21 protein-coding genes and 3 pseudogenes are annotated in these 21922 nt (G+C 68.1%); 12 read left to right on the forward strand and 12 right to left on the reverse strand.

Going from position 1 to position 21922, the window contains the following annotated elements; translation table 11 throughout:
* Nucleotides 1–110: 110 nt before the first annotated feature.
* Nucleotides 111–2396, reverse strand: a complete 2286-nt coding sequence (locus tag N4G47_RS09810) for an FdhF/YdeP family oxidoreductase (RefSeq protein WP_475286789.1) — start codon at nucleotides 2394–2396, stop codon at nucleotides 111–113.
* 241 nt (nucleotides 2397–2637) lie between these two features.
* Between N4G47_RS09810 and fdhD the strand changes: the two genes are divergently transcribed.
* A complete protein-coding gene (gene fdhD / locus N4G47_RS09815; RefSeq protein WP_475286791.1) occupies nucleotides 2638–3483 on the forward strand; it encodes a formate dehydrogenase accessory sulfurtransferase FdhD in 846 nt (281 codons plus the stop codon).
* Nucleotides 3484–3676: 193 nt separating this feature from the next.
* On the opposite strand, the gene N4G47_RS09820 is transcribed toward fdhD, so the two are convergent.
* Nucleotides 3677–4213 carry a carboxymuconolactone decarboxylase family protein gene (locus N4G47_RS09820; RefSeq protein ID WP_475286793.1) on the reverse strand — a complete coding sequence of 179 codons (537 nt, stop codon included), beginning with the start codon at nucleotides 4211–4213 and terminating at the stop codon, nucleotides 3677–3679.
* A gap of 106 nt (nucleotides 4214–4319) precedes the next feature.
* Here N4G47_RS09820 and N4G47_RS09825 point away from each other — a divergent pair, with 106 nt between their 5' ends.
* Nucleotides 4320–5210: an AraC family transcriptional regulator gene (locus N4G47_RS09825; RefSeq protein ID WP_475286795.1), complete on the forward strand. Its 891-nt coding sequence runs from the start codon at nucleotides 4320–4322 to the stop codon at nucleotides 5208–5210.
* Nucleotides 5211–5383: 173 nt separating this feature from the next.
* On the opposite strand, the gene N4G47_RS09830 is transcribed toward N4G47_RS09825, so the two are convergent.
* From N4G47_RS09830 to N4G47_RS09865, 8 genes and pseudogenes are all read right to left on the reverse strand, one after another.
* A complete protein-coding gene (locus N4G47_RS09830; protein WP_475286797.1) occupies nucleotides 5384–5926 on the reverse strand; it encodes a TetR/AcrR family transcriptional regulator in 543 nt (180 codons plus the stop codon).
* Nucleotides 5927–5930: 4 nt separating this feature from the next.
* On the reverse strand, nucleotides 5931–7463 hold the full coding sequence (locus N4G47_RS09835; RefSeq protein ID WP_475286799.1) for an MFS transporter: 1533 nt from the start codon (nucleotides 7461–7463) through the stop codon (nucleotides 5931–5933).
* Between the two features lie 124 nt (nucleotides 7464–7587).
* Complete coding sequence (locus N4G47_RS09840) at nucleotides 7588–8316, reverse strand: hypothetical protein (protein ID WP_475286801.1); 729 nt, start codon at nucleotides 8314–8316, stop codon at nucleotides 7588–7590.
* On the reverse strand, nucleotides 8316–8936 hold the full coding sequence (locus N4G47_RS09845) for a DUF3299 domain-containing protein (protein WP_475286803.1): 621 nt from the start codon (nucleotides 8934–8936) through the stop codon (nucleotides 8316–8318). Before N4G47_RS09845 ends, N4G47_RS09840 begins: the two co-directional genes overlap by 1 nt.
* Complete coding sequence (locus tag N4G47_RS09850) at nucleotides 8926–9477, reverse strand: DUF3299 domain-containing protein (RefSeq protein ID WP_475286805.1); 552 nt, start codon at nucleotides 9475–9477, stop codon at nucleotides 8926–8928. Before N4G47_RS09850 ends, N4G47_RS09845 begins: the two co-directional genes overlap by 11 nt.
* A 7-nt stretch (nucleotides 9478–9484) precedes the next feature.
* Nucleotides 9485–10732, reverse strand: a pseudogene (locus N4G47_RS09855) (ABC transporter permease); the annotation flags it as partial.
* Nucleotides 10725–11420, reverse strand: a complete 696-nt coding sequence (locus tag N4G47_RS09860; RefSeq protein WP_475286807.1) for an ATP-binding cassette domain-containing protein — start codon at nucleotides 11418–11420, stop codon at nucleotides 10725–10727. The pseudogene N4G47_RS09855 and the gene N4G47_RS09860, both read right to left, overlap by 8 nt.
* Complete coding sequence (locus tag N4G47_RS09865; RefSeq protein ID WP_475286808.1) at nucleotides 11417–11941, reverse strand: ZrgA family zinc uptake protein; 525 nt, start codon at nucleotides 11939–11941, stop codon at nucleotides 11417–11419. The genes N4G47_RS09860 and N4G47_RS09865 overlap by 4 nt, the downstream gene beginning before the upstream one ends.
* Before the next feature lie 31 nt (nucleotides 11942–11972).
* Between N4G47_RS09865 and N4G47_RS09870 the strand changes: the two genes are divergently transcribed.
* Entirely contained in the window at nucleotides 11973–12446 is a 474-nt protein-coding gene (locus N4G47_RS09870; RefSeq protein WP_475286810.1) for a MerC domain-containing protein, read from the forward strand.
* Between the two features lie 97 nt (nucleotides 12447–12543).
* On the opposite strand, the gene N4G47_RS09875 is transcribed toward N4G47_RS09870, so the two are convergent.
* The gene (locus N4G47_RS09875) at nucleotides 12544–13446 is read right to left on the reverse strand and encodes a LysR substrate-binding domain-containing protein (RefSeq protein WP_475286812.1); all 903 of its coding nucleotides are present in this window, start codon (nucleotides 13444–13446) and stop codon (nucleotides 12544–12546) included.
* A gap of 118 nt (nucleotides 13447–13564) precedes the next feature.
* Here N4G47_RS09875 and dkgB point away from each other — a divergent pair, with 118 nt between their 5' ends.
* From dkgB to N4G47_RS09915, 8 genes and pseudogenes are all read left to right on the forward strand, one after another.
* Nucleotides 13565–14368, forward strand: coding sequence for a 2,5-didehydrogluconate reductase DkgB (gene dkgB, locus N4G47_RS09880; RefSeq protein ID WP_475286814.1), 804 nt, complete (start codon nucleotides 13565–13567; stop codon nucleotides 14366–14368).
* 11 nt (nucleotides 14369–14379) lie between these two features.
* A complete protein-coding gene (locus N4G47_RS09885) occupies nucleotides 14380–15327 on the forward strand; it encodes a TIGR03571 family LLM class oxidoreductase (protein WP_475286816.1) in 948 nt (315 codons plus the stop codon).
* A gap of 32 nt (nucleotides 15328–15359) precedes the next feature.
* Nucleotides 15360–16291: pseudogene (locus N4G47_RS09890) on the forward strand (cyclase family protein).
* Complete coding sequence (locus N4G47_RS09895) at nucleotides 16288–16611, forward strand: MoaF-related domain-containing protein (protein WP_475286818.1); 324 nt, start codon at nucleotides 16288–16290, stop codon at nucleotides 16609–16611. Before N4G47_RS09890 ends, N4G47_RS09895 begins: the two are co-directional and overlap by 4 nt.
* A 126-nt stretch (nucleotides 16612–16737) precedes the next feature.
* A complete protein-coding gene (gene copC, locus N4G47_RS09900; RefSeq protein ID WP_475286820.1) occupies nucleotides 16738–17115 on the forward strand; it encodes a copper homeostasis periplasmic binding protein CopC in 378 nt (125 codons plus the stop codon).
* A 9-nt stretch (nucleotides 17116–17124) separates the two neighbouring features.
* Nucleotides 17125–18009, forward strand: coding sequence for a copper homeostasis membrane protein CopD (gene copD / locus N4G47_RS09905; protein ID WP_475286822.1), 885 nt, complete (start codon nucleotides 17125–17127; stop codon nucleotides 18007–18009).
* Between the two features lie 45 nt (nucleotides 18010–18054).
* Nucleotides 18055–18753 carry a heavy metal response regulator transcription factor gene (locus N4G47_RS09910; RefSeq protein WP_475286823.1) on the forward strand — a complete coding sequence of 233 codons (699 nt, stop codon included), beginning with the start codon at nucleotides 18055–18057 and terminating at the stop codon, nucleotides 18751–18753.
* Nucleotides 18750–20117 (forward strand): heavy metal sensor histidine kinase, encoded by a 1368-nt coding sequence (locus N4G47_RS09915; RefSeq protein ID WP_475286825.1) that lies wholly within the window; start codon nucleotides 18750–18752, stop codon nucleotides 20115–20117. The genes N4G47_RS09910 and N4G47_RS09915 overlap by 4 nt, the downstream gene beginning before the upstream one ends.
* Here N4G47_RS09915 and N4G47_RS09920 read toward each other — a convergent pair.
* A pseudogene (locus N4G47_RS09920) lies at nucleotides 20094–21029 on the reverse strand (LysR family transcriptional regulator). The gene N4G47_RS09915 and the pseudogene N4G47_RS09920 overlap by 24 nt on opposite strands.
* 54 nt (nucleotides 21030–21083) lie before the next feature.
* Here N4G47_RS09920 and N4G47_RS09925 point away from each other — a divergent pair.
* The gene (locus N4G47_RS09925) at nucleotides 21084–21878 is read left to right on the forward strand and encodes an SDR family oxidoreductase (protein WP_475286827.1); all 795 of its coding nucleotides are present in this window, start codon (nucleotides 21084–21086) and stop codon (nucleotides 21876–21878) included.
* Nucleotides 21879–21922 lie beyond the last annotated feature (44 nt).

The following is a 21922-nucleotide window of genomic DNA, read 5'->3' on the forward strand; positions in this document are numbered from 1 at the left end:
CAGGCACGGCAAACGCCAGCGCCGGTGCATTCAGCACCAGGGCAACGAGCAGCATCCATCGCAGCAGCAGGCCAGGCAGGTTCACTCGTCGATGATAGCCGATGCGGATGTCACGCAGAGGCCGTTGCCATCGCCCGCATCCGCACCGGAATCGACTTGGCCGCCGGGGTGCCACTGATCCGGTCGTAGTAATCCAGCGGCAGCAGCGGATTCAGTTCCGGGTAGTAGCCTGCCAATGCACCGCGCGGCATCGGGTAATCCAGCACGGTCAGGCCCTCGATGCGCCGGTCCACGCCGTCGGCGCTGATCGTTTCCAGGCTGACCAGCGCTTCCTTGGCCAACCCGCGCGCCAAGCGGTCTTCGATGTTCATGAACAGCACCATGCGGTCGTTGTACACGCCGCGGTAGCGATCGTTGTAGCTGTAGATGGTGGTGTTGTACTGGTCATGCGAGCGCACGGTCGCCAGCCGCAGCATCTCCGGGTCGTCCACCGGGTCATCCACGTCCAGCCCGGGCATCAGCAGGATGTTGGCCTTGCCATTGGGCGTGGGCCACACGCGGCGGCGCGGCGGGATGTCCAGATGGAAACCGTGCGCCTGCTGGATGCGCGTGTTGAAGCCGGTATAGATCTCCGGGTACACCGCGGCGATCAGCTCGCGGATGGGCGCATAGTCGTACATGCATCCTGCCCAGTCGACCCGGCTGTGCGGCAACGTGGCCATCGCCATGCGGCAGACGATCTCCACCTCCGGCAGCACCTGCGCGCTGACCGGTTCCAGCACGCCGCGCGATGCGGTGACGTTCGACATCGCATCCTCGATGGTGACGAACTGCTCGCCGGCGGGCGTCACGATACGTTCCGAGCGTGCCACCACCGGCAGGATCAGGGCATCACGGCCATGCACCAGATGCCCGCGGTTGAGCTTGGTGGCGATGCCCACGGTCAGCTCCAGGCCGCGCATCGCCTCATAGGCGCGTGGTGTATCGGGCACGGCATGGATGAAGTTGCCGCCCAGGCCGATGAATACCTTGGCGCTGCCTTCCAGCATCGCCTCGATCGACTCGACCACATGATGGCCATGTTCGCGCGGCGGATCGAAACCGAACACCTGCTGCACGCGATCCAGGTAGGCCGGCTTGGGCTTTTCGTCGATGCCGACGGTGCGATCGCCCTGCACATTGGAATGCCCACGGATCGGCCCGATGCCCGCGCCAGGCTTGCCGAAATTGCCGCGCAGCATCAGCAGGTTGGCCACCTGCTGCAGCAGGCGCGAGCCGTACTGGTGCTGGGTCAGGCCCATTCCATAGCAGATCACCGTGGCCTTGGAGCGGATGTAGATTTCCGCACAGCGGCAGATCTGCGCCTGCGAAATGCCGGAGACCTGCACGATCTCCTCCCAGTCCTGCGCCATCACATCCTCGCGCAGCGCCTCCAGGCCCACTGTGTGTTCGGCCAGGAAGTCGTGGTCCAGGACGCGATCGCCCTGTGCTTCACGCTCGAACATCACCTTCATCATGCCCTTGATCAGCGCCAGGTCGCCGCCGATGCGGATGTGCACGAACTCGCTGGTGATCTCGGTCGAACCGAAGGTGGCCATCTGCACCACGTCCTGCGGCTCGGCAAAGCGGATCAGGGCGCGCTCGGGCATCGGGTTGACCGCCACGATTGGAATGCCGCGTTTACGCGCCTCGACCAGGTTGCTCATCATCCGCGGCGAATTGGTGCCGGTGTTCTGGCCGATCACGAAGATCGCCTCGGCGTGCTCGAAGTCCTGCAGCACGATGGTGCCCTTGCCCACCCCGATGGCCGGCGGCAGCCCCCGGCTGGTCGGCTCGTGGCACATGTTCGAGCAGTCCGGGAAATTGTTGGTGCCGAACTCGCGCACGAAGATCGAATACAGGAACGCCGCTTCGTTGGGCGTGCGCCCGGAGGTGTAGAACTCGGCCTGATGCGGGCTGTCCAGCGCCTGCAGGTGACGGCCGATCAGCGCGAACGCCTCGTCCCAGCTGCACGGCACGTAGTGATCGGTGGTCGCATCGTAGCGCATCGGCTCGGTCAGCCGGCCCTGCATCTCCAGCCAGTAGTCGCTCTGCGCCATCAGCTCGGTGACCGTGTGCTGCGCGAACAACTCGCGGCCAGCGCGGAACTGCGTTGCCTCCCAGGCCAGGGCCTTGGCGCCGTTCTCGCAGAACTCCAGCTTCTTGCGCTCGTCGGCATCGGGAAATGCGCAGCTGGGGCATTTGAAGCCGCCCGGCTGGTTCATCGCCAGCAGCGCCTTGGAGCCCTTGCCGATCACGCTCTGCTGCAGCAGCACCTTGGCAGTGGCGCCGGCGGCACCCCAGCCACCGGCCGGCTGGTTGTAGGGCTTGTAACGCGGCGGCTTCTGCTCGGACATGTTCGGCGACCTGGTCTGAGGAACTCAACGACGAACGGCCGCACAGAATCGGCCGCCTGCGGGCGCCTTGCCCGCCGCTTCAGTCAATCACGGCCCCTGCCAGCGCGCCAGAGGCCCGTGCTGCCCGGCGGCCAGCCTGGCATGGCAACGGTTACACCTGCGTCAGCACCCGGGTACTGCGCTATCCTCGATTTCGCAGGCACTTCGTTGCCTGCGCACCTTCCCTGCCCGGATGCGCTGCATGCCCGACCCGACCCCGCCACACACCCCGCCTGCCGGCACGGCCCAGCGCCCGCTGCATCGCTGGCGTGGCGGACTCCCGCAGCCGCAGCTCGACGTGGTGGCCGAGGAGGTACCGGTTGCGATGCGTTACAACGGTGCCGCGTTCTCGGTGATGATGGCCACGCCGTGTGACCTGGAGGACTTCGCGCTGGGCTTCTCGCTCAGCGAGGGCTTGATCGCGGCGCCCGCGCAGCTGCTGGCGGTCGAGGTGAGGCCGCAGCTGGAAGGTATCGAACTGCAGATGACCGTGGCCGCGGATGCGCCCGGCGCCGCGCTGGATCCGGATGAAGAACGCCTGCTGCCCGGTCGTGGCGGCTGCGGCCTGTGCGGCACGCGCCAGCTTGAGGATGTGCTGCGGCCCCTGCCGCCGATCCGCGAACGCCGCACCTACGCACCGGCTGCGCTGCAGCGTGCCCTGGCCGCACTGGCACAGCACCAGCCGATGAATGCGGCAAGCGGCGCCATTCACGCCGCCGCCTGGGCCGACGCCAGCGGGCGGATCGGCTGGGTGCGCGAAGATGTTGGCCGCCACAATGCGCTGGACAAGCTGATCGGCGCCTTGCACCACAACGAGCACGCCATCGACGGCGGCCTGCTGGTGATTTCCAGCCGCGCCAGCTACGAGATGGTCAGCAAGGCAGTGCGCGCCGGCGCCAGCGTACTGGCCGCCGTGTCGGCGCCGACCGCACTGGCGATCGACCTGGCCCGCAGCGCCGGGCTGTGCCTGGTCGGGTTTGCGCGTGAGAGCGGCTTCAATGTGTACACCCATCCCGAGCGGCTGCAGGCGGGCGAACCGCTTGGGTAGAGTCGACCGTTGGTCGACTATCGCGCGAAGCGCGGGGTTCTCGCTGTCTGATGGAAGAGCAGTCGACTAACAGTCGACTCTACCGAAAGGCAGTCGACCAGCGCGCCGACCAACCACTTGGGTAGAGTCGACCGTTGGTCGACCAACGCGCGCAGCGCGGAGGTTTTCGCCGACCGAAACGCGAAACGGTGCGTCAGCGCAATGCCACCTTCGGGAAATCCACCGGCACATCGAAGGCCACGTTGACGTAGTTGGTGAACAGGTTGAGCGCCACATGCGCCAGGATCTCGACGATCTGCTCATCATCAAAGCCCACCGCTCGCAAGGCCTGCACGTCGCCGTCTGCGATCTGCGCACGCTGCTCGACCACCTTCAGCGCGAACGCCAGCGCGGCCGCAGTGGCCGGATCGCTGGACTGGCCGACCTGCGCGGCCGCCATCTGCTCGCTGCTGGCCCCGGCCTTGCGGCCCAGCGCGGTGTGCGCGGCCAGGCAGTACTCACACGCGTTGCGGTTGGCGATGGCCACGGCAATCTGCTCACCCAGCAGCGGCGACAGTCGCCCGCCCGCCAAGGCGCCGAACGAAGCCCACATGCTCTGCAGGGCGGCCGGCGAGTTGGCCACGGCGCGGAACATCGCCGGGGTGGCGCCAAAGGCGGCGTGGACCTGGCCCAGCAGGGCCTGGCGATCGGCCGTGGTGTGGGTGGCATCGATCAGGGGGATACGGGACATGGGGAATCTCCTTGGAAACGCGCCCGGGATTGGACGACCCGGCCATCCTAGGTAGACTCCATGGACGATACGCGCCACATCAGCCACATCCATTGTCCATTCGTCCATGAGCGTCTCCGCCGACCCCGCTGGCCGCCCGGCGCCTGATCGCCTCTCCTCCCTGCTGGAGCGCTTCCGCGTGCAGGCCGCGCTGTTCCACAGCGGGCCACTGTGCGGGCGTCATGTCTTCGCGCCGCAGCCCGGGCGCGCCTTCCTGCACATCCTGCGCCAGGGGCAGATGGAAGTCCGGCACCCCGATGGGGATGCGGTCCTGCCACGGCTGAAGATCGACACCCCCAGCCTGCTGCTGTACCCGCAGCCGCTGCACCATGTGTTCCACAACGCGCCGCTGGACGGCCCGGACTTCACCTGCGCCACGCTGGATTTCGATGGTGGCGCGCGCAACCCGATCGTGCAGTCGCTGCCGCCGGTGATGGTGGTACCGCTGGCCGCCGTCGGCGAGCTGGACGACACCCTGCGCCTGTTGTTTGCCGAGGCCGACCGCCAGCGCTGCGGGTCGCGGTTGCTGACCAATCGCCTGTTCGAAGTGGCATTGATCCAGATCCTGCGCTGGGTGGTCGATCATCCGGATGCGGCGGGGGTCAGCCATGGGTTGATGCGCGGGCTGTCCGATGCGCGGCTGGCACGCACACTGGTGGCGATGCACCAGGCGCCCCAGGACGAATGGACGCTGCCACGCATGGCTACGACCGCCGGGATGTCGCGCAGCGCGTTCGCTGCGGTGTTCAAGGAGGTGATGCAGGCCACACCGGCCAGTTATCTGCTGGACTGGCGGCTGAGCCTGGCGTGCGCGCAGTTGCGGGCCGGCGTGGCCGTCAAGCAGGTGGCGATCGAGGTGGGGTTTGCCGATACCGCGTCACTGTCCAAAGCCTTCCGCAAGCGGCTGGGCGCATCGCCGCGTGCGTGGTTGGCCGCAAGCGCAGCACAGGCTGGGTAGATGGATGAGAGGTAGAGTCGACCGCTGGTCGACTATCGCGCGAAGCGCGGGGTTTTCGCTGTCTGATGGAAGAGCAGTCGACCAACAGTCGACTCTACCAACGCGGCATTTCGGTGGCCTGACCGGAAGGCAGTCGAGCATGGCTCGACTCTACAAGTGCAGCGCCACCGGGGTCAGCCCTTCGCCAGCAGCCCGGCGATGCGCTCGGCCACCTGCGCGCGCACCCCTTCATCCAGCTGGCCTTCGTACATTGCTTCGTAGATCCACAGGCCATCGGCCGCCAGCCGCGCCACGAAATTGTCGAGCGCGGTGGAATCAACACGGCCTGCTTCCGGCGCAGAGGGGGCCCAGCGGCGTACCGCCGGTCCCCATGGGCGCTCACCGGCCTCCGGGTCGGCCGATTCGAGCATGAACATCAACTCGGCGCGGGTGGCGCTCTGCGCCGACACCCGCACGAAGGTCTGGTAACGCTCCAGTGCGGTCGCCTCATCCGCACGCTTGCCCAGCAGCGCCTCCATCGACGCCTCCCAGGCCTGCACCAGATGCTCGTCAATACCGCGCAGCAGCGCTTCGCGCGACGGAAAGTGGTACAGCAGGCCGCCGCGGGTCAGCTGGGCTTCGGCCGCTACCGACTCGAAGGTCACCGCACGCACCCCGTCACGATTGATCACGTTGACGGCGGCGTCGAGGATGCGGTCGCGCTTGCTGGTTCTCATCGCGTCATTTTACGCGATCGGCCGCACCCTCGCGGCCACCGACCCGGCCACGCAGCAGGCGCGCGATGATCGCCGCACCTGCGGCCAGTACCACGGTGATCGCCAGCAGCACGATCTGGTAACCGCGGTCATAGGCCGCCGCGGCCAGCGCGAACCACTCGCCCTGCCCGTCCGCACGCGCGGCATGCAGCGCCTGGGTGAAGCCTTCGCGGGCCAGCGCCGGAATCCCGGCCGAGTCCGGCAGGAACGCGCTGTACATGGCCGCGCTGAGGCTGCCCAGCATCGCCACTGCCAACAACCCACCGAATTCGTAGGACACCTCTTCCACCGACGAGGCCATGCCGGCACGGTGGGGCGGCACGTTGTTGAGGATGGCCGTGGACGCCACCGAGATCGCCGCGCCCATGCCCAGGCCGGTGATCGCCATGCCCGCCACCACCCATTCCAGGCCGTGCGGGAAGCCGAAGGCCACCACCGCCACACCCAGCGCGCCCGCCGCCAGCCCGCCGCAGATCAGCGGGCGCAGGCCAACGCGATGCAGGATGCTGCCGCCCAGCAGCGCGCTTGGCAGGCTGCCCAACGCTGCCACCGACACCAGCAGGCCAGCCTGCAGGGGCGTGAAACCGGCCACCAGCTGGAAGCGCTGGGTGGTGAGCAGCTGCAGTCCGGCCATCGCGAACAGGGTGAACACCGCCGACAGCGTGCCGGCCAGGAACGCTGGATTGCGGAAGATCGCAAAATCCAGCAACGGATACGGCAGCTGCTGCTGGCGGCGTGAGAACGCCGCGCCGGAAACCATGGCCAGCAGCAGTGAACCGGCGCCCAATGCGTACGACGGCGGCGTGGCGATCAGCGATTTGATCGCCAGCACCAGCCCGGACAGCGCCGCCAGTGCCAGCAGCGAGGACAGCAGATCCCACGGGCGCGCGGTGTCGCGCTGCCCTTCCGGCGCCAGCAGCACGGTGGCCACGAAGGCGACCACCACCACCGGCACGTTGACCAGGAACACCGAGCCCCACCAGAAATGCTGCAGCAGCCAGCCGCCGATGATCGGGCCCAGGGCCGCACCGACGATCGCCACCGAGCCCCAGATGGCGATGGCGATATTGCGCTCGCGTTCTTCGTGGAAGCTCAGGCCGATCAGCGCCAGCGTGGCCGGCATCATCGCCGCCGCGCCCACCGCCAGGAACGCACGTGCCGCGATCAACTGCGCCGCGCTGCCAGCGAAGGCCGCGCCCAGCGAGGCGATGCCGAACACCACCAGGCCGATCAGGAACATGCGGCGATGGCCGATGCGGTCGCCCAGCGTGCCTGCACCCAGCAACAGGCCGGCCATCACCAGCGGATAGGCGTTGATGATCCACAGCGCCTGCCCGGCACTGGCCGAAAGCTCTTCGGTCAGCGTGGGCAGCGCGGTGTACAGCACGGAGTTGTCGAGCGTCACCAGCAGCAGGCCGGCGGCAACGGTGAACAACAGCGCCCAGCGACGGGCGCGCGACAGGGCCGGAGCGCCGGCCAAGGGCTGGGACAAAGCCATGGGACAACCTGACAAGGAGGGATACCGCCATAACTATACCGGATGTCCTGTATAGTTATATGGGATCAGTGCAGCGATTCAGGTTGGCTGGCGGGCAATGTTCATGTTCCGACGCACCCCGGCGTCACCGACAGTCCTGCGGCAACGCGACGATCGCGGCCACCACCGCCGCCTGCATGCCCTGCCCCACGGCCGGGTCCAGCTCACCGCCGATGCCGCCATGCTGGCGACGCAGCTCGTCCTCGCACAGACCGCGCACCCGCGCGCGTGCATTCGCGCGCAGGCTGCTGCACCGCCAATCGGTACCGCCCAGCGGCAGCACCGAGTACACCACGCTGTTGCAGGCGTTGTTGGCCCGCTGTTGCAGCGGCAACCCTGCGAAGTCGCGCGGCTCACTGCTGCGCTGCGGGTCGAAGTAGCTGTCGGGGAAGGTACGCGCGTACTGCTCGACATCCACCGCCATGCTGCCACCGGCTGCCAGCGGCATCCGCAGCGGCTGGCCACACTGCACCTGGTCGGCGCGATGCTGGATGTACTGGTAGATCGGCCGATCCAGGGTCGGATCCTGCGCCGTCTCCGCGCTGACCGCCGCCAGCACCGGCAATGACGCACGATTGGCCATGCGCGCCAGCAGGCCCGCCTGCGCCGGTTGGCAGCGGTCGCGCAGCGTGGCCGCCAGCAGGAACAGCACGTCGTTGCGGAAGGCGATGTCTTCCACCAGCCGCTGTTGAATGCGCCGCGCGGCGTCGGCGGCCGGCGCAGGAAATGGCACCGCCGTGGGCCGTGGCCAGCACACCACCCGCACCGCAGCCGCTGCCAGCAGGCCCGCAGCCAGGATCCAGCGCGCACGCATCAGGTGCCGATCGCCGTCAGTGTCGCCGCTGCTGCATCGTAGGATGCACTGGCGATGTCCGCATCGAAGCGCTTGACCTGCAGGCGCCCGGCCAGCCGGTACGGGTCCCACAGGTTGCCCAGCGCAATCGGCGTGGCCAGGGTTACATGGATGATCTGGTTCGGCGGCGGTGGTGGCACATGGATGCAGGCCCCATAGAACGGCACGAACAGAAGCTCGTCCACCAACCCGGCATCATTGGTACCCAGCGGCACCACAAAGCCGTCCAGATCCACCGTGCGACCGTCGAGGGCATCGACCACGCGCGAAGAACCGAACTGCCTGGCCCGCTCCGGGCTGGAATGGTCGATGGCCTGACCGGGCGGCGTACCGGAACCGGTGTCGTCGATCAGGCCGCCCACGCCGTCCATGCCGTTGCGCGACAGGCCGATCTGCGGCGGCAGTCGCTGGTAGGTCACCTCATCGGGGCGCAACGCATCCCAGCGCTCGATGGGGGCATCGTGTGCGTCTGCGCTGGCCGCAGGTGCAGCCCGTGCTGCTGTCACGTCATCGTCAACGCGCGGCCCGCAGCCGGCCGACGCCAGGCAACCTGCGAGTACCAACAGATGTCTACGGTTCATACGCCCTCAGCTGCGCATTGCGCATGGTGTAGGCCGAGCCGGCCAGTTCGTCATCCAGCCGCTCGGCCTGCAGGGTGCCGGCCAGGAAGAAGGGTGAGTACATGTCCGGCATCGCGATCGGGCGCGACAGCAGCACATGCACGATCTGGTTCGGCGGTGGCGGCGGCACGTGGATGCAGGCGCCGTAGTACGGCACGAACAGGAATTCGGTCAGGCGCCCGTCCTGCGCAGTGGCCAGCGGCACCACGTAGCCCGGCAACCGCACCGGCCGCTGCAGCACCGCGCCCACGGTGCGGAACGTGCCGAACTGTGGCATGCGACGGTTGCCGTTGTGTTCAACCTGCGGGCCCTCGCCGCGCTCCAGCGCTGCCAGCTCGTCACCGGGCATCATCTGCAGCCAATCCAGTTCCTGCTCCTGCATCGCCACCGCAGCTTCGTGATCGACCACCGGCGACGGTGGCAACGCCTGTACACCGGTATCGACCGGTCGCTGGCAGGCCGCCAGCACCAGCATCATCGGCAGCCGCCGCAGAGCGCGCATGCTCAGCCCCCGGCGACAGGCCATCGGCCAGCGTACGGCGGTAGGCCAGCCACGCAGGCAACAACCCGGCCAGCGCGCTGATCGCCAGCACGCCTGCCAGCCAGACCACCTCGCGCAGCTCCGGCCATACATGGGTGATCGACAGGCCGAAGGTGGCCAGGGCCCAGCCGCGCCCGGCAATGCTGGCAGCCACCAGAAGCGCCAACGCCAGCACACAGGCCACTGCGCTGGTGGCCACCGCTTCCACCACCAGCAGGCCGGCGATATAAGCCGGCCGCGCGCCGATGGCACGCAGCACCGCCATCTCGCGACGCCGCTCCTGCAGCGTGGAAACCAGCAGTGCCACCAGCGAGACCATGCCCAGCAGCACCACCATCGCGCTGATCAGCTGCAACGCCCGCTCGGCCGTGCCCAGCGACTGCCACAACTGCTGCAGGGTCACACCGGGCAATATCGCCAGCATGGCTTCGTCGGGATACTCGTTGATCCTGCGCTGCACCGAGAAGGTCGCCACGCGCGAGTTCAGCCCGAGCATGAAGGCGGTGATGCTGGTCGGAGTCAGGTCCAGCTGGCGGGCCTGGTCGGCGCTGACATGCTGGCCGGGCAGCTGCATCCCGGAACGCCAATCGACATGGATCGCCTCGATGGCTGGCAGCGAGACCAGCAGCGATGAATCGACCGGCGTGCCCGTCCGCTGCAGGATGCCCGCCACCCGGAAGGGCTTGTCGGCATGCGTGGCCAGGGTCACCGCGCCGGTGCCGTGGGCCAGTACGACCTCATCACCGATGCCGATCTTCTGCGCGCGCGCCACCTCCGCGCCGATCACCGCATCGTACAGATCGTCGAACGCATGCCCGCGCGTGAATGCCAGTGCGTGGCCCGCACCGTAGCGGTAGTGCTCGAAGAAACCGTCGCTGGTGCCGACCACCCGGAAGCCGCGCCAGGAATCGCCCAGCGACAGCGGCACCGCCCACTTCACCTGCGGCAGCGATGTCAGTGCCTGGTAGGACTGCCAGGACACATTGTTGGTCGGGTCGCCGATGTGGAACACCGAGTACAGCAGCAGATTCACCGGCCCCGAACGTGCGCCGACGATCAGATCGGTACCCGAGACGGTGCTGGCGAACCCTTCGTGTGCCTGCGTGCGCACGCGTTCGACGCCCAGCAGCAGCACCACGCTGAGGGTGATCACCAGTACCGCAAGGCCCACGCTCAACGCACGGCTGCGCAGGCTGGCCCAGGCAAGCTCAAGCATGGGCCGCCCCTGCCTGATTGATCGCCGACAGCGCGATCGTACGGTCGAACAGCGGTGCCAGGTTGTCGTCATGGCTGACCACCAGCACGGTGGTACCGGCGGCCTGGCATTGCGAAGACATCAGCCGCAGGAACGCGGCGGCCGCCTCACGGTCGAGCGCCGACGTCGGTTCGTCGGCCAACAGCAGCGCCGGACGACCGATCAGCGCACGCGCGGCGGCCACCCGCTGCTGCTGGCCGACACTGAGCGTGCCGGCCGGGCGCCGCATCAGCGCCGGGTCCAGTTGCAGGGCGCGCAGCAGGCGCAAGATCTCGTGATCCAGCGGTCCACTGATGCGCGCACTGCGCAGCGGAGAGAAACGCAATCCCAGCGCGATGTTGTCGCGCACGCTGAGGAAGGGCAGCAGATTGAACTGCTGGAAGATCACCCCCAGGTGGTCGGCACGGAAGCGGTCGCGTGCCGGCCCGCGCATGCCCGGCAGCGCGTGGCCAGCCACTTCCAGCCTTCCCCGGCTCGGCAGCAGCACCCCGGCCAGCAGGCCCAGCAGGGTGCTCTTGCCGCCTCCGCTGATGCCACGCAGCAGCACGCTGCTGCCCTGTTCGATCCACAGCCGCGGAATATCCAGTACCAGACGCAGCCCGTAGCCGAACTGCACCTCCTCCAGCGCGATCACCGGCCGAACGCTCACGGTGCCAGCACCACGCGCAGATTGCCCGCGTTGAGCACGCTGCGACCCTGGCCACGGTCGGTGGCAGTATTGACGATGACCTCGTGCAGGCCCGGGAACAGTGTCGGCAGGCGCACGACCAGAGCACGCAGCGCCACCGGGTTCGCACAGCGGTACTGCAGACTGGCGCTGAAGCCGGCATGGCGGTGCTGCCCGGCCGCTGCGGCGGCTTCAAAGCCCTCGGCCTTCGCGCTGCTGCTGGCCAGGCGGCAGTGCGCTGCGGTGGGCAGGGTCACCCAGCTGCCACTGTTGAGCACAGCGGTGGCGCGTGCCAGCGCTGCGCGCTCGGCAGCACTGGCCGGTGCGCGCTCGAAATCGACGATGCCGATACCAGGCGCCTGCAGCTCCAGCGCCAGGGTGGCCTGGTCCAGCGCCAGATCGACGGTGGCCTGGCCGTGGACGTGCGCACCCGGGTGGCGAACGTCGTGGGCCTGCGCAGTGCTGGCAGCCAGCAGCAGGAAAAGAGCAGCAGGGCGTTTCATGGGGAGGCTCCAATTGTTACTATGTAACATTATGGACCACAACCCCTCGACGCCCGCAAGGGCCCTGCCCCAGCCGCCAGCATCGGCACGCTGGCATCCCCGCTTCGATCTGGCCGGCGCCGGGCTGTCGCTGGCCTGTGCCGCGCACTGCGTTGCCCTGCCCCTGCTGCTGGCCTTCGTGCCGGCGGCGATGATGGCGCTTCGTTCATTCCAGCATCCCGGCCACGCGGTGATGACGACCCTGCTGCTGATGTCGCGTTGGGAATGGCTGTTCGCGCTGCTGGCCTCAGCGATCGCCCTGGTCAGCACCCTCGCCGGTTCGCACCGCCACGGCCAACGCTGGCCCCGGCGCCTGGCGGTGGTCGGCGCCGCGCTGCTGCTGTCCGCATCGCTGTACGCGCCGTTGAAGGAATCGCTGCTCTGGCATGGCCTGGCGACCGCCTGTGGCGGCGCGCTGCTGGCGGCGGCGCACCTGGCGAACCGAAGCGCATTGCGCAGCCGGTAGTGCCGGCCGCTGGCCGGCAGGAATCTGGCATCCCCGCATGGCGTGGATCTACCACAGCTGGCGGGCAACGCCTACCAGCGGCCGGCCCAACCCCTCTCTATTCGTCGAACGGGCGCTGCCCCAGCGTCTGCGTCACGTGGTCGACGAAACAGGTGATGCGCGCGGCCAGCGCGGTATTGCGGTAATACACCGCGTTGATCGGCTGCCGTACCTCCTGCGTCTGCCGGGCGAACAACTGCACCAGCCGACCCTCACGCCGGTCCTGGCGGGTCAGGAAGTCGGACAGGCAGGTGATGCCCAACCCGGCGACTGCCATCTGCCGCAGCGTCTCGCCACTGGACGAAGCAATCGCTGGCTCGATCACGAAAGGCCCGCCATCGGCATCGTGCAGCGGCCATTCGTTCAACGAACTGGGCTGGGTGAAGCCCAGCAGGTCATGCGCGCGCAGCTGCGCCACGCGCGTGGGCGTGCCGTGCCGGCGCAGGTACGCGGGGCTGGCCACCACGCGGATGCGGCTGTGGCCGATCGGTCGCGCATGCAGGGTGGAATCACGCAGCACGCCGATGCGGAACGCCACGTCGGTGCGCTTCTCGATCAGGTCGGTGATGCCTTCATTGGAATTCAGCTCCAGCTCCACCTGCGGATAGCGCTCGCGGAAGCCCTCCAGCAACGGCACGATCACGTGCAGCATGAAGGGCGTAGCGGCGTCTACGCGCAGGCGCCCCACCGGCTGCAGCCGCCGCGCGGCCATCTGTTCTTCTGCCTCGTCCACGGTGGCCAGGATCGTGCGCGCGTACTCCAGGAACGCCGCGCCCTCCTCGGTCAGTTCCAGCCGCCGCGTGGTCCGGCGCAGCAACGTGGTCTGCAGCTTGTCCTCCAGCCGCGCCAGGGTGCGGCTGGTGGCCGAGATGGTCAGCTCCAGCGCCTCGGCCGCCGCGGTGATCGAACCACTGTCGACCACGGCGACGAAGGCCTTCAGTTCATCCAGGGTCGTTTTCATTTTTTACCTGTGCGCAAAAGCATTTCCCGTATACACGGCTTAATAAACAAATGTAAAGCACCCACACTTCGCCCTGTCCCGAGCCCATCGGCTCTCAATGAAGTCCCTGGAGTCCAACATGCGCGTTCCTTCCTTTGGCGTCGGCACCTTCCGCCTGACCGGCCAGACCGTCATCGACTCGGTGCGCAACGCCCTCGAGATCGGCTACCGGGCGGTCGATACCGCTCAGATCTACGGCAATGAAGCCGAGGTCGGCCAGGCCATCGCCGAATCCGGCGTGCCACGCTACCAGCTGTTCCTGACCACCAAGGTCTGGGTGGACAACTACGCCGCCGAAAAATTGATCCCGAGCCTGCGCGACAGCCTGGCCAAGCTGCGTACCGACTACGTGGACCTGCTGCTGATCCACTGGCCGGCGCCGGGCAATGGCGTTGAACTGCGCGAGTACATGACCGCGCTGGCCGAAGCCAAGGCGCTGGGCCTGACCCGCCAGATCGGTGTGTCCAACTTCAACATCGCGCTGACCCGGCAGGCCATCGAGGTGGTTGGCGCCGGCGAGATCGCCACCAACCAGATCGAACTGAGCCCCTACCTGCAGAACCCGGCACTGACCGCTTTCCTGCAGGCGCAGGGCATCACCGTCACCTCCTACATGACCCTGGCCTACGGCAAGGTGCTGAAGGACCCGGTGCTGGCCGCCATCGCCGACAAGCACCAGGCCACCGTGGCCCAGGTCGCGCTGGCGTGGGCGCTGCAGCAGGGCTACTCGGTCATCCCGTCCTCGACCAAGCGCGAGAACCTGGCCAGCAACCTGCTCGCCCAGGACCTGCACCTGGATGCCGATGATCTGGCCGCGATCGCCGCGCTTGACCGCAATGGCCGCGAAGTCGATCCGCCGGGCCTGGCGCCGGCCTGGGACTGAGGCGCCTGGCCATGCGCAGTGCATTGACGCAGCTGCACGCCGGTGGCTTCAGCATCGGCATCGAAGCACCGCTGGACAATGACTGGACTCCGCTGGGCGAACAGGCACGGCGCGCCGCGCAGCGCCTGCCCGGCGAACCGGACCTGCAGCGCCATGCGGAGCTGGCACGGTTGGCCGACCGCCTCGGCTTCCGTGCGCTGTGGGTGCGCGACGTGCCGGTGTACGACCCGGCCTTCGGCGATGCCGCACAGGTGTTCGAGGTGTTCAGTTACCTCGGTTACCTGGCCGGCATCACCGAGCACATCCTGCTGGGTACCGCTGCGGTGGTGCTGCCGATCCGGGAGCCGCTGCTGACCCTGAAGTCGGCGCGCAGCGTGCAGCGACTGAGCGGTGACCGCCTGCTGCTGGGCGTGGCCAGCGGCGATCGCCCGGTGGAGTACCCGCTGTTCGGCCGCGATTTCGACAACCGGGGCAGCCGCTTCCGCGAGCAGATCGCACTTCTGCGCGAAGGCGCCGCCGCGCACCTGCCGCAGGGCCTGGATGTGCTGCCCGCAGAGGGTCCGGCCTTGCCGCTGTTCGTGGCCGGCCTGGCCCAGCAGCAACCGGCTTGGATCGGCCGGCACATGGACGGCTGCCTGGCCTACCCGGGCACGCCACAGGATCATGCACAACGGGTGGCGGCCTGGCGCGCCGTGGCCGGCAACAAGCCCTATGCCAGCTTCATCCATCTGGACCTGATGGCCGATGCCGATGCCCCGCTGCAGCGCTGGCGCTTCGGCCTGCGCGGCGGCCGCAACGCCCTGCTGGCCGAGCTGCACGCCCTGCAGGCAGCCGGTGTCGACCACATCGGCCTGCAGTTCCGCCGCAACGAACGGCCGTTGGCCGAGACCTTCCACGAAATCGCCGAGTACGTGCTGCCGCACTTCCCGGCCCATGCCGGCGCCGCCGCGACGGCCTGACCGTCAACAGTTACCGGAGCTTTGCCATGAAGATGAAGACCCTGGCCGCGCTTGCGCTGGCCACCCTGCCGCTGTCTTTCCAGGCCACCGCCGAAGCCTGGTATCCCTCTGCCTACGGCGCGAACGACGAGATCGGTGCGGCCAACCTGCTGACCGCAGAGGTGGTCAAGCATGCGGTCTCGCTGGTCAGGACCGGCAAGACCTATCCGCTGGCGGTGCCGGTGGACAAGAACCTGCCTGCGTTCCGCCATCGCAGCTTCCGCCTGTACAACGTGCAGGTCGGCCAGCAGGCTGGCACGTCGCTGGGCCCCAACAAGTTCACCTTCAACGATGAACTGGTCAACGCCTGGACCGGCGTTGGCACCCAGCTCAATGGCATCGGCCACATCGGCATCGACAACGTCTACTACAACGGCAACCAGGCCGCCGACTTCGTCACCGTGGACGGCGTGCGCAAGCTCGGCGTCGAGAAGGTGCCGCCACTGGTCACCCGAGGCGTCGTGCTGGACATGACCGCGTACTACGGCAAGGCGATCGTGCCCGGCGGCACCGAATTCAGCGTGGCCGACATCCAGGCCGTGCTGAAGAAACAGGGCTGCGCCTGCGCAAGGGCGACGTGGTGCTGTTCAACACCGGCTGGCTGGAACTGATCGGCAAGGACGACGCACAGTTCCTGGCAGTGGAACCCGGCATCGGCATGGAGGCCGCGAGGTGGCTGGCCGACCAGGGCATCGTTGCCTTCGGCGGCGACACCTGGGCCTCGGAGGTCTACCCGAACCCGCACGGCGCCGAGGAGTTCCCGATCAACCAGTACATGCTGGCCAAGCGCGGCATCTACAATCTTGAGCTGATCGACAGCCGTGCACTGGTGCGCGACAGGGCCTGGGAATTCCTGTTCGTGCTCGGCCAGCCGCTGTACGTCGGCTCGACCCAGGTCAATATCAACCCGGTGGCGATCCGATGAACACCGCCACTGACCTTCCGGTGTTCGCCGGCCGACGCTTCCGCGTCAGCTACGACGGACTGGCCGCCGACAATGTCTACAGCGCCGATGGCCGGCACGTGCAGTACGCCATCGTCTCCGGCGCCTATGCCGGTGCGCAGGGCGAAGCCGCCTGCCAGTGGCAGCGGATCAACGAAGGGGTCTACGCCATTTCATGGCAGGAAGCCGATGGCGCTACGGTCGTGCATGTCGATGACTTCGTGGGCGGGCGTTCGCTGGCCTGGTTCACCGCCACCGATGGCAGTTTCCATCGCATGCAGGGGCCGCTGCACGCGATGTGATGCCGGCCAGCGGCCGGCGCTACCTGTGGGCGGGCGGAACCTGACAGATCGGTAATGTACGGGTCAGGGCAACGAAAGGCGCGGCCCTCCACCCTGAGGGCCATGTCTTCCACAGGTAACCCATGCATGGCCCGCCCCCTGCTGCGCTCCACCGCCCTTGTTGCCCTCATGTCCGGCCTCGCGGTTGCGCCACTGGCCCTGGCCCATCCCAGCCTGGTGCGCTCGACGCCGGCCGCCGACGCGACCGTGGCCCCGGCCAGCCAGGTCGAGCTTCAGTTCAGTGAAAAAGTGATGCCCCGTGCCACGCGCATCGAGCTGAGCATGGACCATGGCCGCATGAAGATGGCCATGCCGACCGCCACGCAGGAGATCTCCGAAGATGGACATACCCTGCGTGTCCGCTTCGCCGCGCCACTGCCCGCAGGTAGATACGCATTGCAATGGCGTGCAGTCGGCCAGGACAGCCACCCGATCACCGGCAGCTACCGATTCACTGTGAAGTAGGCCCGGGTCATGGCCGAGCTCTCGACGTATGCGCTGCGGCTGGCGCTGTACCTGGCGCTGATGCTGCTGTTCGGGCGGACGCTGTTCGTGCGGCCCGCGCTGCCGCGCGCTGCCGGATGGGCACTGCCCCTGATCGCGCTGGCACTGGTGATCATCGACGCGGTAACCCGTCTTTCCGGCGTGCTCGGCGTTGCGCCGCTCGACATTGATCGCGAAACGGCGCACTGGTTCTTCACCGGTACACCGGTGGGTGAGGCGGGGCTGCTGCGCATGCTCACCGTGCTGCCAATGCTGCCGCTGCTGGCCTGGGACCGGCCGCTGCAGGGGCTGCGCCGGTTGGTCGCACTCGTGCTTGCGGCCACGGCCCTGGCCAGTCTGTCCTGGAATGGGCACGCCGCCGCCGGCGAGGGGTTGGGCGGCACACTGCGGCAGATGGCCGGCATCGTGCACCTGCTGGCGGCCGGCGCCTGGGTCGGCGCGATCGCCGCCATCCTGCAATTGGCGCTGCGCCCACAGGGCCTGCGCCTGCGCGAACGCACCCATGCGCTGTGGCAGGCCGCGCACGGGTTTGCACTGCCCGGCACGATCATTGTTGCCACCCTGGCGATGACAGGCACCTACACCTATGTCGATCTCGGTGGCTCCGCGCAGACCCTGACCGGCACCGCGCATGGGCGCTGGTTGCTGTTGAAGCTGGCACTGGTGGCCGGCATGCTGGGGCTGGCTGCGCTGCATCGTTGGCGCTTGGTGCCGGCGCTGGCCACCTCCATCCGTGGCGGCTGGCAACCGCGTCCGCTGCGCGCGCTGCGCCAGAGCCTGGCCTGCGAGTCGGCGCTGGTGCTGCTGGTACTGGCCTGCGTCGCTGTACTGGGCACGCTGGACCCGCTGGCATGAACCCTGCCTGCCGATGACAGCTCAAACTGCGATGATGGGCGCACCATGAAGCTGCTGATCGTCGAAGACGAACCCAAGACCGGAAACTACCTGCGCCAGGGCCTGATCGAGGCCGGCTACGTGGTCGATCTGGCCTGCAATGGCCTTGATGGCCTGCACCTGGCGAGCGGCGGCGAGTACCAGCTGGTCATCCTCGATGTGATGCTGCCGGGCATGGACGGCTGGAACGTGCTGTCACGCCTGCGCGCCGCCGGCGGGCAGGTGCCGGTGCTGTTTCTCACAGCGCGCAGCAGCATCGCCGACCGGGTGCAGGGCCTGGAGCTGGGTGCTGACGACTACCTCGGCAAACCCTTCGCCTTCGCCGAGCTGCTGGCGCGCGTGCGCACCCTGCTGCGCCGTGGCCAGGTGCTGCCGCAGGCCGAACGCATCGTCATCGCCGACCTGGTCGTGGACACCCTGCGCCGCCGGGTGGAGCGTGGCGGCCAGCGCATCACCCTCAGCTCGAAGGAATACACCCTGCTGGAGCTTCTCGCTCGCCGCAGGGGTGAAGTGCTGCCGCGCTCGCTGATCGCCTCGCAGGTGTGGGACATGAATTTCGACAGCGACACCAACGTGATCGATGTGGCGATCCGGCGCCTGCGCGCGAAGATCGACGATGGCTTCGACGCCAGGCTGATCGTCACCGTGCGCGGCATGGGGTACGTGCTGGAGGCGCCTGACGATGACGCCGCTCACGCAGGATGAGCCTGCGCCGTTCCATCGCGGTACGCCTGACGCTGCTGTTCGCCACCGTCGCTACGCTGGTACTGGCGACGCTGGGCGTGGCGATCTATTTCAGCGCCCGTCACGATCTGGTGGCGCAGGACTTCATCGAACTGGAGAACAAGGCGGCATTGATCCGCGACCTGGCCGGCAACGGGTCTGCGTCCGCACGCGCGCAGCGCCTGGGCGAGGCGCTCGGCCATCATCCCGATATCGCGTTCCATATCGTCGATGGCCACGGAACCGTGCTGTTCTCCACCGCGCCGGCACTGCTGCGCGAGCACGCACGCGGCCAGCCCATCGACGCCGCGCCACGGCGGCACGACTGGATCCTCGCCGATGGTCGTTGCATGCATGCCCTGCACCTGCGCCAGGCGCTGGCCGACGGCGGCCAGCTGGTCACCCTGCTGGCCATCGATGACAACCGCCATGCCGACTTCCTGCAGCGCTTCCGCCACCTGCTGGCGATCGCCATCATCGGCGCCGCCGTGGCCAGCAGCCTGCTCGGCGGCTATGTCGTGCGGCGAACGCTGCGGCCGCTACGCACACTGGCCGATGAGGCAAGGCAGATCACCGCTGGCCGGTTGCAGCGCCGCCTGAGCGCGCGCAGTGCACCGGCCGAACTGGAGCAACTGGCGCAGACCCTCAATGGCATGCTGGCGCGCCTGCAGCAGGACTTCGCGCGCCTGACCGAGTTCTCCGGTGATCTCGCCCACGAGCTGCGCACGCCGATCACCAATATGCTTACCCAGGTGCAGGTGGTGCTTGCGCACCCGCGCAGCAATGAGGCCTACCGCGAGACGCTGGCGTCCTGCGCCGAGGAACTGCAGCAGCTGGCGCAGACCGTGGGTGACCTGCTTTACCTGGCGCAGGCTGAGGCACCCGGCGCGCTGCCTTCGCGCGAGCCGGTGGCGCTGGACGCGGTGGTGGATTCGCTGCTGGAGTTCTACGACCTGCTGGCCGAGGACCGGCAGTTGACCTTGCGCCGCGAAGGCACCGCACGCGTCGAGGGCAACCGCTTGATGCTGCACCGTGCGATCGCCAACCTGCTGTCCAACGCATTGAAGCACGCCACTGCCGGCAGCGAGGTGCGGGTGCGGCTGGCCGAGGCCGATGGCGTGTGCAGGGTCAGCGTGCACAACGTCGGCACCCCGATTTCCGCCGAAGCGCTGCCGCGCCTGTTCGATCGTTTCTACCGCGGCGAGCGCGGCCGCCACGAAGGTGCGGGGCTGGGCCTGGCGATCACCCACGCCATCGCACAGGCGCACGGCGGCAGCGTGAGCGTTGCCTCGGATGACACCGGCAGCGTGTTCGAGCTGGTATTACCGGGCGCCGCAACCCGGTAGTGCCGGCCGCTGGCCGGCACCCCCGGTCTGCTCGAACACCCCAGCCACCCAGTCGATGAACACCCGCAACCGTGGCGACGGCGTGCGGTTGCGCGGGTAGACCAGGCTCAACGGGCTCGGCGTTGGCGGTGCCTCCGGCAACAGCTCAACCAGCTGCCCGCGCGCGATGTATGGGTCCATCCGGTAGCGCGGTGCCTAGATGATGCCCAGGCCCGCCAGTGCGGCGCCGAGGAAGGCATCCGCGCCGGAAACGCGCATCCGCGCGGGCAGCGGCACGTAGCGCACCTGCCCACCCTGCTGGAACTCCAGAGGAATCAGCTGGCCGGTGGCGCCGGAGCGGTAGCCGATCATCTGGTGGCCGTCCTGCAGCGCATCGATGCTGCCCGGCATGCCCATGGCCTGCAGGTAGCCTGGCGAGGCCACCGTGACCTCGCGCAGCAGGGTCAACCGGCGCGCTGCCAGGTCGCTGTCGGCCAGCGTGCCCACCCGCAATGCTGCGTCCACGCCTTCGCGCAGCAGGTCGACATAGCAGTCGCCTTCGCTGACCTCCAGTTCGATCTCCGGATAGCGCTGCAGGAATTCCGGCAGGTGCGGAAACAGCAGATGCCGGCCCAGCGTGCCATGCACTTCAATGCGCAACGGACCACGAGGCGGCGCATCACGGAACGCGGCCTCGGCATCGTCCATGTCGGCGATCAGGCGCAGGCACCTCCCATAGAAGGCCTCACCTTCCAGCGTCGGCACCACCAACCGCGTAGTCCGGTGCAGCAGGCGCACGCCCAGCCGCTGTTCCAGCGCCTTGATCGCGTCGGTCACTGAGGCCCGCGGCAGGCCCAGGTCCTCGGACGCGCGGGTGAAGCTGCGGCGCTCGACGATTCGGACGAAGGCGCGCATGGCAGTGAAGCGATCCATTGTTCGCCCAGTCGGATAATGCTGACGAATTATGCACGATTATCCGAAACGGCAATGCCGCGAAGATGGCCCTGCGCCACTCCGGCGCGCTCCGCTGGAACCGATCATGACCCTCTCCCCGCCCGCTCCGTCGCCCTGGTCACCGGCGGCTCCCGTGGCATCGGCGCCGCCATCTCCCGCCGGCTCGCCGCCGATGGCCACGCGGTCGCGATCAACTACGCGGGCCGTCGCGACGACGCCGAAGCCTTGGCGGCCGAGCTCAACGCAGCCGGGGCGCAGGCCATCGCGCTGCAGGCCGACGTGGCCGATCCACAGGCCGTCCGCCAACTGTTCGACGCCATCGAGTCCCGTTTCAGCGGCATCGACGTGGTGGTCAACAGCGCCGGCGTACTGCAGTTGGCGCCACTGGCCGACACCGACGACGCCCTGTTCGATCGGGTGATCGGCATCAACCTCAAGGGTGCCTTCAACGTGATGCGCGAAAGCGCGCGACGGGTGCGCGACGGAGGCCGGCTGATCACCCTGTCCACCAGCGTGGTCGGCATCCGGCTGGAGAACTACGGCGTGTACGCCGCCAGCAAGTCAGCGGTGGAGACGATGGGCGCGATCCTCAGCAAGGAGCTGCGCGGGCGCAACATCACCGTGAATGCGGTAGCGCCCGGCCCGACCGCCACCGACCTGTTCCTGGATGGAAAATCGCCCGAGCTGATCGAGCGGTTGGCGAAGATGAACCCCCTGGAGCGGCTGGGTACACCGGAGGACATCGCCGGTGCAGTTGCGTTCCTGGCCGGTGCCGATGGCGGATGGATCAACGGCCAGGTGCTGCGCGCCAACGGCGGGATGGTGTAGATCGCGGCCGTCGCACACCGGTAGTCGCCCACCTTGGTGGGCGT

The organism is Stenotrophomonas sp. GSD10, from assembly GCF_056172695.1.